The following is a 13,865-nucleotide window of genomic DNA, read 5'->3' as shown; positions in this document are numbered from 1 at the left end:
GCGCTTAGCTCAGTTGGTTCAGAGCACTTGGTTTACACCCAAGGGGTCAGGGGTTCGAATCCCTTAGCGCCCACAAAGGCTTCCAGAAATGGGAGCCTTTTTTTGTTTTTATGAATTTCTACGTTTACATATTGTTCTCACCAAATCTTAATCGGTATTACATCGGTTCTACAAATGATGTAGAAAACCGACTCAAGAAACATTTGTCAAGTGGTAGAGGTTTTACTTCCAAATCTAGAGATTGGGAAGTTAAGTACACAGAGACTTTTACGACTAGGGGTGAAGCTGTGCAACGAGAGCTGCAAATTAAAAAATGGAAAAGCAGGGTTATGATTGAGAAGCTCATAAAAGGAGAGTTATAGCTCATTAATATACTCAGAGCATCCCGATTTGACATCGGGAGAGTCAGGGGTTCGAATCCCTTAGCGCCCACAAAGGCTTCCAGAAATGGGAGCCTTTTTTTATGCATTATTTTTTCTTTATACTATCTTGTAATGCATTACTTACAAAGGAACTATCAGTCATTGAGCATATGCAGCAGGTGGTTAATTCTTTTATATGCGCTCTTGTGGTGTAACAATATGTATTATTGATATACTTATGCACTAACAAAAACCATATATATGATTCTAAGTTTAAAGAATGTCTCAAAAACGTACCCTAACGGTGTAAAAGCCCTTGATAATGTAACTATAGATATAAAGGCAGGAATGTTTGGTCTACTAGGACCTAACGGTGCAGGAAAGTCTTCTCTTATGAGAACTATTGCAACATTACAAGAGCCAGATACAGGAGAGATAGACTTTAATGGACTGGATATACTTAACAACAAAATTGAATTTAGAAAAACACTTGGGTACTTACCTCAAGAGTTTGGAGTATACCCTAAAATGAGTGCCAGTGACTTGCTACATTATTTTGCGAGCCTAAAGGGAATTACAAATAAAGCAGAACGTACAGCTATTGTAGATAAAGCACTTGAGGTGACTAACCTAAGTGATGTGCGCAATAAACACGTAGCAGGATATTCTGGAGGGATGAAGCAACGCTTTGGTATCGCCCAGTTATTACTTAATAACCCAAAACTAATTATTGTAGATGAGCCTACAGCAGGTCTTGATCCAGCAGAGCGTCATAGATTTTTAAATGTATTACGTGAGATAGGGACAAACCACATTGTTATATTTTCTACACACATTGTAGATGATGTAAAAGAATTATGTACAGATATGGCAATTCTTAACGGAGGTAAAATCTTATCGCAAAGCACTCCAAAGGAATTAGTGCAAAGCCTAGAGGGACATATCTGGAAAACTACAACCTCTAGAGAAGGTGTAGAATCATTACAGAATAGCCATAATGTAATATCATCTAGCTTTAATGATACAAACGATCTAGATGTGCGCGTTTATAGCGAGAGTATGCCAGGAGACGGTTTTGAACCAGTAGCTGCCACACTAGAAGATGTGTATTTTACAACACTCAATAAGAATCAATCTCAAACGGTAGCATAGTTATGTTTAGTACTATCTATCTACACGAGATAAAGACGTGGTTTAAGAAACCGCTTTTTTATATATTTTCTGCCATAATGTTTTTACTAGCTGTACTTATAATGGCAGCTGGTTTAGGCGTTTTTAGTAGTGATAATGTTACAGTGACTAGCAATGTTTATCTTAATAGTCCGCTGGCTATAACGGGTATTTTATCACAGCTGGCAATGCTTGCTTATCTATTAATTCCTTCTATTACAGGGGGCACTATAGATCGAGATTTTAAAAACAATATGCATAATGTTTTGTACTCGTACCCGCTTACGAAGGTGCAGTACTTACTTGCCAAATTCTCGGCCGCAATAACCATTAACTTATTAATAGCTCTCGCTACCATACTAGGTCTACTTGTGGGCTCTGTCCTTCCAGGATCTAATGAGGCGCTTTTGGGACCTTTTAGTTTATGGAATTATGTGCAGCCGTTTGCTTTTATCATATTTCCTAATGTGCTTTTTTACAGTGCGATTGTTTTTGCTATAGTCGTGTTTACTCGTAATCTCAACATTGGATTTATGACCGTACTCACGATGATTATTATACAGCTTATAGCGACAAGTATGGCAGATAATGCAGACGATACGTTCTGGTATGCGCTTTTTGACCCTATGGCAAATGTGGCACTAGCAGATGCTACAGAGTACTGGACACCAGTTGAGCAAAACAATAAATCTATACCTATGGTGGGTACTTTGCTTTACAATAGATTATTGTGGGCAGGTATATCTTTTGGAATCCTCTTTTTAATCATTGCACGTTTTAACTTTCAGCAGCACGCTATGCGCTTTAATTTCTTTAAGAAAAAGGCAGTGAGAGCAGTAAAGAAAAATTCTAGTAAAATACAACGCATAGAGATGCCTGCTGTCACTACAGACTTCTCAATAGTGGGGCAGTTTAAAACGCTATGGCAGCTCGTAAAAAGTGATACTAAATACATCATTACTGGCTGGCCGTTTATAATCATAACGTTTCTAGCTATTGTACTGACCTTTGTAATGATGAGTTTCTCTCAACTTATATATAATACGGCAATCTTACCAAAAACGTGGACAATGCTCGCAGAGCCATCTGCATATATCGTGTTGTTTTCATTCTTGCTCATACACTTATATTCTGGATTTTTAATGGACAGAGCAAAGGCTGCTCACATTAATCAGATTGTAGATGTAACACCTACAAAAGATTGGGTCTTTCTAGTCTCTAGAGGTATTTCATTATTCTTAATGACAGCTTTTTTACAAGTTGTATTAATACTTTGTGGTCTCGCTTTTCAAACCTTAAAAGGGTTTTATGACTACCAGATAGATCTCTACGTATTTCAAGCATTTTTAATTAATGTATGGAAATATGTACCGTGGATATTACTGGCATTACTCGTACATACTTTGATTAAAAATAAGTGGGTGGGTCTGGTAACCTTACTGGTTATAGGTATAGGAGTTCCATTACTTCAGAATGCGATAGGTGTCCAGCAAGCTATCTTTGACTTTAACTCTGGAGGAACGCCTAGCCCGTCAGATTTTGATGGTTATGGTACCGTACTACCTCGTTTTTATGTGTTTAGGGTATATTGGATTGCTTTTGGTATCATCTTACTTATGGCGGCTATACTGTTCTATAGGCGTGGTATGGGGGCTACGGCAAAGGCGCGTTTTGCTTTCGCGAAAGCGAGATTAACTACACCCATCATTACCACAGCAGTGGCAAGTCTCATTGTCTTTTTAGCGATAGGTAGTTATTCTTGGTACATTAATAATGTTGAAAATGAGCTGCTCACCGGTAAAGAAAGAGAAGAATTAAGGGTGCAGGCCGAAAGAGATTTAGGTAAATATGCCGGTATCCCTCAGCCACGACTTGTTGCTGTAAATACTTTTATGGATATGTATCCAGCATCACGTGATTTTAAAGCTGGGGCAACATTTACAATGGTAAATAAAGACTCAGTAGCCATAGACACTCTACACGTAAACCTCACAGATTACCCTACAGAAATTACACTAGATCGTGAGGCAGAGATTGTTTATGATAATCAAGATTATAACTATAAAATGTACGCTTTCGCGAAAGCAATGCAGCCTGGAGATACACTGGTATTTAAGTTTACAATGGAGAATGAGGAAAACAAATTTTTAGACGATAAGTCTCCTATTTCTACAAACGGAACTTTTGTAAACTACGGGATGTTTCCTTCTATAGGGTATGATGAGCGTTTTGAAATACGTAATACAGAGGTGCGTAAAAAGTATGACCTCGCGCCTAAAGATAGAATGCCAGACCCAGACACCCCTGGAGCAAGAGATCGTAACTATATAGGAGGATACAGTGACTGGATAGACTTTGAGGCAACCTTGAGCACGGCTCCAGATCAAATTGCAATCGCACCAGGATACCTCACAAAAGAGTGGGAAGAAGATGGGCGTAAGTACTATCACTATAAGATGGACTCTAAGATGCTTAACTTTTACTCCTTCCTAAGTGCTTCTTATGAGGTGAAGAGAGAAGTGTATAATGGTATTAACCTTGAGATTTATCACCATCCAGATCATACATATAACTTAGACCGTATGATGAACGGTATGAAAAAGGGGCTAGACTATTACGGGACTAATTATACTCAATACCAGCATAAGCAGGTGCGTATTATTGAGTTCCCAAAAGCTTACGGAACTTTTGCACAAGCATTTGCAAATACAATTCCTTTTAGTGAAGGCTTAGGTTTTGTAGCAGATGTAGATGACGAGGATCAAGATGCGGTAGACTACCCACTGTCTATAACTGCTCACGAGCTTGCACACCAGTGGTGGGCACACCAAGTGATAGGCGCTCCAGTAAAAGGAGCTACTTTGTTATCAGAAAGTATGTCTGAGTATAGCTCACTTAAGGTGTTAGAAAAAACGTATGGAAAAACCCAAATGCGTCGTTTCTTAAAAGATGCTATGGATGGTTATCTCACAGGTAGAACAGCCGAGCAAATAAAAGAACAGCCATTAATGTATAATGAAAACCAGCAGTATATTCATTATCAAAAAGGGTCACTTGTACTTTATGCAATGAGTGACTATCTAGGTGAAGACGTCTTTAATGGAGTTGCCAAAAGGTTTGCAGAGAAGTATCAATTTAAAGCCAGTCCTTACCCTACAGCTACAGAGTTTGTAAATGACTTAAGAGCGGTAACACCAGACTCGCTGCAATATCTTATTACAGATATGTTTGAAAAAATCACACTGTATGATAATAAAGTAGATGAGGCTAGTTATACAGAACTTCCAGATGGTAAGTATGCTGTAAATGTAAAAGCATTTGTGAGTAAATATCACTCTCAGAAAAAAGGTAAAAAGCAATTTGTTTCAAAACAAGGAGACAGTATTACCTATACTCCAGAAGGAGAAGAAGATGCAATAGTATCGTTACCACTAAGTGATTACATAGAGCTTGGTATCTTTGGAGAAGAAGATGAGGAGACAGGTGATGAGAACGTTCTATACTTACAGAAAATAAAGGTGAGCGATATCAATAATAATTTTGATATCATCGTAGATCAAAAACCTGTAGAAGCTGGTATAGATCCATTTAATAAACTCATAGATAGAAGAGGAAGCGATAACCGTAAAAAGGTAAAAGAAAGCGGTGCAGACACCGAATAGTAACTGATAGTAAGTAATTAAAAAAGCGGCTAATTCTTATAGAGTTAGCCGCTTTTCATTTGTGTAGTATAGTAATAACGCTTTCGCGAAAGCGTAAAAAATTATAATCCTGCAGCGTTATATAACTTGGCCTTAGCAGTGAGTTGTTTTACTAGTAGTGCGTTAGACTTGAGTCTTGAGTCTATAAGTTTTTGCTCACGTGAGTTAATAAGAAAGAGTGAGCTACCTCCTAAAAAGAATTTACGTTCTTCGGCCTTTACAAGTGCTTCATAATCTGTTACGATATTTGCAATAAGTATATTTTGCGTAGCCAGAGACGTGATTTCTGCCTGTGTGGCTTCTAGTTTGTTTTGTATAGAAAGAGTGCTTGCGCTACGCTCATACTCTGCATCTTGCACCTTTATTTTTGCAAGCCTAAGGTCGCCACGTTCTTTACGTAAAAATATAGGGAAGCTTACATCTACAAAGGCTTTATAGTTTGCCGTATTGAGACTATTGAGTTGGTCTCCATCTGGGGTTAAGAAGTTGTATTGCAAATTTACCTTAGGTAAAAGCTTATTTTTCTTAAGAAATCTATCTACTTCTAAACTATTGATTTTTGCGTCTAGACTTCTCAATTTAGGGTGATTTGCCATAAAAACTGAAACGTCTGTAATACCAGCTAGTAGGAGTGAAGCATCAAGTACCGTAAGATCTGGAAATACTGGGTTTACAGTCTCATTTATTTCTAATGGGATACCGTCTAGCCATAAAAAATTACTCACTACAAGCCGAGCTTTTTGCGCTTTGAGTGTTGCGGCTTCGAGATTGAGTCGTCTGTTTTGCTCTGTAATACGAGCTTCGGTAATATCTATAGCAGCCTTATCGCCCTCTTGTACACTGCGCTCTACCGCTTCTAGTCTAGTCGTTGCATTTTTTAAAAAGGTGGTGTAGATGCGTTTTTCATTTTCTGCCTCTAGCCAGTCAAAATAGGCCAGACTTCCTTCAAATATGAGATTATTGACCAGTAAGTCCCTGTCTGCCTGGGTTTGTTGTTCAAAAAAACGAGCCTTTTTGAGCGTTGCCATACGATCATTAATGAGAAGTCCTTGTGCAAGAGAAAAGGAGACACCAGCACTGTACAATCCATCTTCTGGAACGGTGAGGTTAGGATTGAGAAACTCTCCAGTATTTTCTTCAAAATTTCCTTTAAGCTCTATCCCATACCACGTAGGAATTTTAAAAGTAGCATTAAGCTGGTCGTAGTACTCAGTTCCTTTAAACTTCTTGCGGTCATAGTCTACCTCAATTTTTGGGTCAAATCCCCCTCGGGCTTTAAGTAAGTTTGCCTCGCCAGTAGTAAGTACAAGCTCTGCCTGTTTAATAAGCGGGTGGTGCTGCTTAACATAGCCTATAAACTCTTCAAAAGTAAAGGAGTTTTCTAGGGTTGAGACATTCTCTTGAGCTTGACTCACAGTAGTAAACAGACTTAACAAGCTTGTTAATATAATGAAGGTGTATAATCTCATTACTTTTTATCTTTTACAGGTTCTTTTCCATCTGGTAAATAATAGTCTGCAGGGAAACCATTGAGCTGTCTCCATAGTTCATACCAGATAGGTACATCATTAAGTAAAGCAATAGTTTGTGCACCAGAGCCTACACGTACGTTTTTTGGCCAGCTTTCGGCCTCTGGATCTGGAGCGATAAGAACTCTAAATTTTCCGTTACTACTTATAAAAGTTTCGACAGCCACCACGGTACCTCCATAGGTCCCGAAAGAGGCATCTGGCCATCCACTAAATACGATAGCAGGCCATCCATCAAATTGTACACGTATACTCTCACCAGTATGTATGAGTGGTAAATCTATAGGTCTTACAAAAGTCTCTACAGCTAGGTCATAGTCGGCTGGCATAATGCCTACCAGTTGCTCACCTTCTTTAAAAGTTTCTCCTATACCTGCTTTTATGGCTTTGTTTATATATCCATTTTGAGGAGCAACTACATATTGTAATGTGCTACGTATCTCATAATTAGTAGATGCATTGTCTAGTTTGCTTACCTGTGCTTCTGTGTCATACTGAGCAGAAGAGGCTGTAAATTTATCACTCTGAGCTTTGCTTATTTTTTCGGCATAGGTAGCTTGTGTTCTAGAGATCTCTAGGTTTGCATTAAGCACCTCGTTTTGACTAGCAAGTAACTTATTTTCTTGAGAGATAAGTTTTGCCTCTGTCTCTTGTAACTTAAGACGCTTATCTTCCACCTCTGCTGTACTTTTTAAACCTTCAGATTGTAATGTTGCGGTACGGTCGTACTGTGTTTGAGCAATATCTCTATTAGTTCTTGCAGCTACTAGGTCTATACTATCGCTCTGTACTTTAAAACGAGACTGTTTGAGTTTGTTTTCTGCCTGTTGTAGTTTTAAACCACGCTCACGCTGTAAAGCCCCTAGCTGATTTTCTAGCGCTTGTACTTTAGACTTATAAGAGCCTACGGCATTACTTTTTGCATCACGCTGCTGTCTAGTTCTTTCGGCAAGAAGCGGATCTTGATATTCATTTTTAATTTCAGAAATGCGCAGTATAGTGTCGCCCTTCTTGACATAATCCCCCTCGCGTACAAACCATTGTTCTATACGTCCTGGTATTTGAGACTGTATGGTTTGCGGTCTTTGGTCTGGTGTGAGAGTGGTTACAAATCCTTTTCCTGTAACATTTTGTGTCCAGGGTAAAAAGAGGATAATCACGCCTATAATCGCAAAGGCCACGAGAAATCTATTAAAGTACTTAAAGTGCTGTTTTTTTTGCGCTTTCGCGAAAGCGGAATACCCACGTATATCCACCTTCTTGTTAAGTTGATTTTCAGATATATTAAGCATTTAGTTTTTCTTTTGAGTTATGATTTTTCCATTCTCGAGTTTGATATATCGAGTACATTGAGATTGCCAGTCTTTGTTGTTACTAGAGACAGCAAGCGCCCAAGGTCTATCTGGGTGGATGAGGTAATCCATAATCGCGCGTGCCTCTGTACTTTCAAAATGCTCAAGAGCATCTTTGAGAAGTAGCACTCTAGGCTCGTGTACTATTGCCCTTGCAAGCAAGATGCGCTTAGATATGGTATGCGGAATTTGCTGTCCTTCCGGAAAGAGCATTGTACGCAAACCATTAATCTGCTGTCGCACAAAATCTTGCAGGCCTACTATTTTTATAACCTCGTTAAGTCGCTCTTGAGAAATCTCTTTATTGCCAAATGTGATGTTTTCTAGTATCGTGCCCTCAAAAGGATTTTGCTCTGGGAGTACTTGCCCTATTTGAGACCTATATGCATTAGGGCGTAGCCCCTTGAGAGATAAATCGTTTATATAAATAGCGCCAGCGGTAGGCTCTATAATACCAGAGATAAGTTTTAATAAGGTAGTCTTACCAGATCCAGACACGCCATCTATGAGTAGCCTTTCTTTTGTCTCTATTTTGAGTTTTATGTTTGAGAGTATATCACCCGTTTGTGGGGTAGCGTAGGTTACATTATCTATTTGAATATCTGTGTCTTTATGATTTTCAAAAGGATCAAAACCTACCTGAGGATCTATCTCTTTATCTACCACTTGCCCTATCTTTTCTAGTGACGTAAGTACATCATAAAAACTCTCAAGCCCTGTAATAAGCTTTTCTACCGAGCTTATTACAAGTAAGATTATAATCTCTGCAGCTACAAACTGACCAATGTTCATTTGCTGGTTTAAAACTAGTAGTCCACCTATAAGTAGGAGTCCTGCAGTGACAAGCACTTTAAAGCCTATCATTTGTATAAACTGTATAACCAGAATTCTAAAGTGACTCTCTCTAGCCTCAAGGTATTTTTCGGTGAGTGTGTTATTGCGCTCCATAGCTAGTGAGGTGCGCCCCGAGAGTTTAAAACTTATAAGTGATCTTGCTATTTCTTGTAGCCAGTGTGCCACTTTATACTTACCCTTAGATTCTGCAAGACTGGTTTCCAAACCTCTTAATGCAGTAAATTTAAAAACGAGATACACTAAGATGACTAGTAAAAAACCGTAAATAATAAAAAACGGGTGATAAAAGGACAGAAGCATTAAACCAAAAACGATTTGTAATATCGCTGCTGGAAAATCTAATAAGATTTTTGACAATCCTTTTTGTACTGTAAGTGTATCAAAAAATCTATTTGCGAGCTCTGGTGGGTAAAAGTCACGCAATTCGCTCATTTTAACTTTAGGAAATCTGTAAGCAAATTCAAAAGATGATCTTGTAAATATCTTTTGCTGTATGTTCTCAAGTATGCGTATTTGCATAAGTTGCAATATACCTTGAAAGGCAACACCTAGTGTAACTAGTATTACAAGAACAATCCAAGAGGTACTCACTTGCGCGCCCTGTATTAAGTTTATAATCGCTTGTATACCTAGAGGTAGCGTGAGCGCAACAAGACCTGCAAATATTGCATAAAATAAAATTTGCTTTATATCTCGTCTATCGAGTTTAAGCATATTTAAAAAACGTTTCCAAGGAGTCATTTCTTTATTCATAGTGAGACGTGTCTGAGTAGAATGTTATTGCTTTATAGCATTAAGTACTAGTTCCTTATAAAATTCTGTAATGTTGTTTTTTCCTTCACATACATTTGTAAGTGATGGTAAATGTTTTGAAAAGTAGCGCTGGTGGTGTGCGCCCTCTATTACCGTAGAGATAAGCATATGTGGATACTCATACGTAGGGTGTATATCTGTAACAAAGTCACTCACACGCTGTACTACTCGCTTATAAGTTTTGTAATATCCCTTTGAGTTTTCTTTATCTATATCTTTAGTGTGGTATGCTTTTGATGATTCTGCTACGATTATACGGTGCAGTGTCACCTCGTTTACATAAGATATACTCGTGTCTTCTTTTACATCCTTAGTAAGGAGTTCTATACAAGATAGTAGTTTTATAGAAGGGTCACTTACATTAGTCGTAGCAAATACAATTTTATACTCTATCCAGCTCCAGTACCAGCTTACAAGATATACAAGAAGAGCGTGCTTGCTTTCAAAATATCGATATATCGAGCTCTCGTTAGAGTTTATAGCCAGTCCAAGTTTCTTAAAAGTAAACTTTTCAAAACCTAGATCATCTATCATCTCAATACTCTTACTCACAATCTTACGACCTAGCTCTGTGGTCTCTGGATCACGAGTGTACAAGGCTGGATCTATTGTAATTTGTATGCGTAATCTTTCCATATCACAAAGATATGATAGTAATACTATTATAATTAAAAGTTTAACTATTTTTTATGAAACTAGAACTGTTGTATTAATTTTTAGGAGAAGGTTATGAGTAAGTTACGCTTTCGCGAAAGCGGGCTACTATAAAACACTAGGTAATTGATTAATATAATTTTTTAAGGAAGTTTTCTTATATCTTAAGTAAAGCAAGCTTCTTTCTTGAGCTGAAAGTTTACTATACAGAAGTGGATACTGCGATAGGAGTAGATAATTATACTGCTTAAGATTTTGAGAGTTGCGACTATTTTTTTTGAAAATCTTAGTAAGTGATTTGTTACTTAAACTAGTTGTGCCAAGTTTGTAGTGGCTTTTTGAATTTTTAGTAGCATTTATAAAATTATGGTAGGTAAAATCTACCTTACTGCTTACCTCTCTCTTTGTAGATGTACTAGATGCCGTTTTAATACCTGGATTGTATGAGGCTGTAACATAATGTTGAGATACCACAGTTGTGGTAATCAAAAATAAAAGTAGTGTGATATATAGCGTTTTCATCTTTGGTCATTTTTATATGAGTAAAGGTATTGTAAGGGTAGTGGCAAGAGTATAGACATACTTCCTTAGTACTTGTACATTTTGTACATTGTATATCACTATATTTTATTATGAAACTTGTTTATAAATCTCTCAAAGAAGAGAGTACACTCGTGCTTACAAATTTTAATTGTGCACCATCTCAAGAGCTGCTAGCAAGTTCTGGTATGTATAAAATTATCTGGGCAAGAGATGCCTCGAGAGAGCTACTTATAGATGGTTATAAAATCACATTACAAAAAGGGCAAGTTATCTTTTGCACACCTCTTAATATTCTTGAAATCAAGCAGCGAGATGGTCTTGTAGCACTAGTTTTTAATAGAGAGTTTTATTGCATAAGGGAGCACGATGATGAGGTTTCTTGTAATGGCTTTTTATTTTATGGCTCTTCAGAGCCTCCCGTAATTACCTTAGATGAAAAAGAGCTTAAAAGCTTTGATGCAATGTTTCTTATGATGAGGGAAGAGTTTGAAACTAGAGATCATATACAAGGCGAAATGCTTAGGGTTCTCTTAAAAAGACTTTTAATTAAATCTAGCCGACTTATAAAAAACACAATTCCAGCACCAGATATTGCTACAAGTCAGTATGACCTTGTAAGGCAGTATCATATACTAGTAGAACAGCATTTTAGGTCAAAACATAAAGTAGCAGATTATGCAGGCTTGCTATTTAAATCACCAAAAACATTATCAAATCACTTTAAACAAGTGGGAGAAAAAACACCACTACAAGTTATAAATGACCGTATTATACTTGAAGCAAAGCGGTTGCTTATATACTCAGATAAAAATGTAGAGGAAGTTGCCTACGGTGTAGGTTTTAATGATGCAGGACACTTCTCAAAATTTTTTAAAAAACATACAACGCTCCCACCTGGGATGTTCAAAAAAACAAAAAGCTCACTTTAAAGTGAGCTTTTTTATATCTGTAGTTATACTATAACGGCTTTACAGCAGGAAAGTCTACAGGTATTTGAGTTGTATTATTTATGTAATTTGAAATTGTTTTATCTCCCACAAGCGAGATAGTGTCTATAAGGCTTTCCTTTGTCCATCCAGCTTTAAAGAAGTTGTCTAGTACATTTTGACTCGTATTACCTCTATTTTCAGTAATGTTTTTTGCAAGTTGTGCAAGGGCATCAAGCTTTGAGTCAAAAGTAGCTTTACCTGCGCGCAATTCTAAAATTTGATCTGCGCTATATCCATTCATTCCAGCAATAGCGGTGTGAGCAGAGAGACAGTATTCACATCCATTAACTTCACTTACAGCAAGATTTACAACCTCTTTCTCTTTCGCTTTAAGCGAGCTAGGTGCATTTGCAAAGTCTAGGTAGTTTTTAAGTGCATTATTAGAGTAGGCATAAGTTGCATACAGATTAGGAACAAAGCCTACTGCTTTTTCTAGATGATCAAAAATTCCTTGATTTGTCTCGCTTACTTCTGCTCTTGTTGGTACGTTAAATGTGCTCATAATATGTTATTTAAAGTTTATAATTCTATGTAGTTTATTATTTTGATGTGTGAGTGTCACAGTAATAATCGTGGTGAAAATTTGTTTCACAATCTGTTTTGAATAATTGCTTAGTGACGCGACTCTTCGTTTGTCTAAAAATCTCAATAAGGTTAAAAATGGAGTTGTTTCTTGTTTTCATATCGTGTTATTGGTTTGGTACACAACAGTAGACGTATATAAAAAGTGCTCCTTATAGTATATACTTCCTCGTAGAGGGTATATTTTTCCCGAGTAATAAATAAAGAGTTAGGAGCTCAAATATTTGGAGTTTTTTCTCAAGTTGTTTCCCGCTTTACATTGCAATTCCTCACGCCGGCGTTGCCAGGCAGTTGCGGGATTTTCATTGCAATCGGGGCTAGAGAGTAGGGTAGTAGTATAATTTATTAGGGATAGAATTATAAGCTATCTAATTCAATCCCATAAAAAAACTCCCTACAGCCGTAGGGAGTTTTTTTATAGCACAACGTGATGGTTTATCTATCGCTTCAATGTAAAGTGACCATTTATGGTACGTTGCGTTCCTAAGTCATCTACCTCTGTAAACTCTACTCTAAACCAGTAGTCGTTACTCGGCATCGGTTGGCCATTAAAGGTACCGTCCCATCCTGGGCTTGTAGGGCTCAGTTGTTTTAAGAGCTTCCCGTATCTGTCAAAGATAAAGATCTTCGCATTCAGGTTAGGGTCTACCCCTAGCCCTATGATATTCCACGTATCGTGAAAACCATCTGCATTAGGTGTAAAGAATCTTGGGTAATCTATAATCCCTATCTCAAACTCAGAGATCGAACAGTTACCACTTGCTAGTCTTCCAAAAATGGTGTGCGTCCCCGGAGTCACATTTGTAAAAGTCGTACTACTCTGGAACGGGCCATCATCTAGTGCAAACTCATACTCAGAGTTAGGATTTGCTCCCGTGATGTTTATCACCTCTACCGTGTACAATCCGCTACTATTAAAAGAAGGTTCTAGTACAATCGCCTCAAACACCGGTGCACTCTCTGCCGTATATACCGCCTCTGCTAGGTAATCACACTCCGTACCATCTACATACGTAGCTGTGACCAGCACCTGGTAGGTTCCTGCAGCATCTACAGTCACCACAGGATCTAGTGATATCAATGCGCCATCTAGTGTCCACGCATAGCTATAGCTCACCCCAATCTGAGGATCTTCTACCGTACCATCTATCGTAAATGGATCAAGCGCTTCACCCGTAATCTCATCCACACAAATCTGTCCACCCTCATTGCTAAGGTCTGTATATGGTAGTGGTTGCACAAAAATCTCAAAGTCTACCACCATCGTACTCTCACAGTTGCTATCTGTATTAACCGCTCTAGCATAAATGATTTG

The 13,865-nt window shown here is 37.9% G+C and carries 11 protein-coding genes and 2 tRNA genes; 6 read left to right on the top strand and 7 right to left on the bottom strand.

The window, feature by feature from the left end; genetic code table 11:
• From Q0948_RS14785 to Q0948_RS14765, 5 genes are all read left to right on the top strand, one after another.
• Positions 1 to 73, top strand: a tRNA-Val gene (locus Q0948_RS14785).
• Positions 74 to 110: 37 nt separating this feature from the next.
• On the top strand, positions 111 to 362 hold the full coding sequence (locus Q0948_RS14780) for a GIY-YIG nuclease family protein (protein ID WP_298354497.1): 252 nt from the start codon (positions 111 to 113) through the stop codon (positions 360 to 362).
• A tRNA-Ser gene (locus Q0948_RS14775) sits at positions 361 to 432 on the top strand. The genes Q0948_RS14780 and Q0948_RS14775 overlap by 2 nt, the downstream gene beginning before the upstream one ends.
• Positions 433 to 623: 191 nt before the next feature.
• Complete coding sequence (locus tag Q0948_RS14770) at positions 624 to 1,514, top strand: ABC transporter ATP-binding protein (protein WP_298354494.1); 891 nt, start codon at positions 624 to 626, stop codon at positions 1,512 to 1,514.
• 2 nt (positions 1,515 to 1,516) lie between these two features.
• Positions 1,517 to 5,194, top strand: a complete 3,678-nt coding sequence (locus Q0948_RS14765; protein ID WP_298354491.1) for a M1 family aminopeptidase — start codon at positions 1,517 to 1,519, stop codon at positions 5,192 to 5,194.
• 101 nt (positions 5,195 to 5,295) lie between these two features.
• Here Q0948_RS14765 and Q0948_RS14760 read toward each other — a convergent pair whose 3' ends face one another.
• The 5 genes from Q0948_RS14760 to Q0948_RS14740 all read right to left on the bottom strand — a co-directional run bounded on the left by Q0948_RS14760 (position 5,296) and on the right by Q0948_RS14740 (position 10,958).
• Positions 5,296 to 6,702 (bottom strand): TolC family protein, encoded by a 1,407-nt coding sequence (locus Q0948_RS14760; protein ID WP_298354488.1) that lies wholly within the window; start codon positions 6,700 to 6,702, stop codon positions 5,296 to 5,298.
• Positions 6,702 to 8,054, bottom strand: a complete 1,353-nt coding sequence (locus Q0948_RS14755; RefSeq protein WP_298354483.1) for a biotin/lipoyl-binding protein — start codon at positions 8,052 to 8,054, stop codon at positions 6,702 to 6,704. Before Q0948_RS14755 ends, Q0948_RS14760 begins: the two co-directional genes overlap by 1 nt.
• Positions 8,055 to 9,722, bottom strand: coding sequence for an ATP-binding cassette domain-containing protein (locus Q0948_RS14750; RefSeq protein ID WP_298354480.1), 1,668 nt, complete (start codon positions 9,720 to 9,722; stop codon positions 8,055 to 8,057). It abuts the gene before it with no gap.
• A 24-nt stretch (positions 9,723 to 9,746) separates the two neighbouring features.
• The gene (locus Q0948_RS14745; RefSeq protein WP_298354478.1) at positions 9,747 to 10,418 is read right to left on the bottom strand and encodes a TetR/AcrR family transcriptional regulator; all 672 of its coding nucleotides are present in this window, start codon (positions 10,416 to 10,418) and stop codon (positions 9,747 to 9,749) included.
• Between the two features lie 126 nt (positions 10,419 to 10,544).
• Complete coding sequence (locus Q0948_RS14740) at positions 10,545 to 10,958, bottom strand: hypothetical protein (RefSeq protein ID WP_298354475.1); 414 nt, start codon at positions 10,956 to 10,958, stop codon at positions 10,545 to 10,547.
• Between the two features lie 110 nt (positions 10,959 to 11,068).
• On the opposite strand from Q0948_RS14740, the gene Q0948_RS14735 reads away from it, so the two are divergent.
• Positions 11,069 to 11,908: an AraC family transcriptional regulator gene (locus Q0948_RS14735; RefSeq protein WP_298354473.1), complete on the top strand. Its 840-nt coding sequence runs from the start codon at positions 11,069 to 11,071 to the stop codon at positions 11,906 to 11,908.
• 28 nt (positions 11,909 to 11,936) lie between these two features.
• Here the strand turns inward: Q0948_RS14735 and Q0948_RS14730 are convergent, their stop codons facing one another.
• Positions 11,937 to 12,470: a carboxymuconolactone decarboxylase family protein gene (locus Q0948_RS14730; RefSeq protein WP_298354471.1), complete on the bottom strand. Its 534-nt coding sequence runs from the start codon at positions 12,468 to 12,470 to the stop codon at positions 11,937 to 11,939.
• Positions 12,471 to 12,989: 519 nt separating this feature from the next.
• The coding region (locus Q0948_RS14725; RefSeq protein WP_298354468.1) for a T9SS type B sorting domain-containing protein at positions 12,990 to 13,865 on the bottom strand (876 nt) is incomplete at its 5' end.

Origin of the sequence: uncultured Dokdonia sp. (genome assembly GCF_947496725.1) — a bacterium.
Classification (GTDB): Bacteria; Bacteroidota; Bacteroidia; order Flavobacteriales; family Flavobacteriaceae; genus Dokdonia.
Note: the sequence above shows the minus strand (reverse complement) of the source record. Positions and strands in the feature narration are given on the sequence as shown.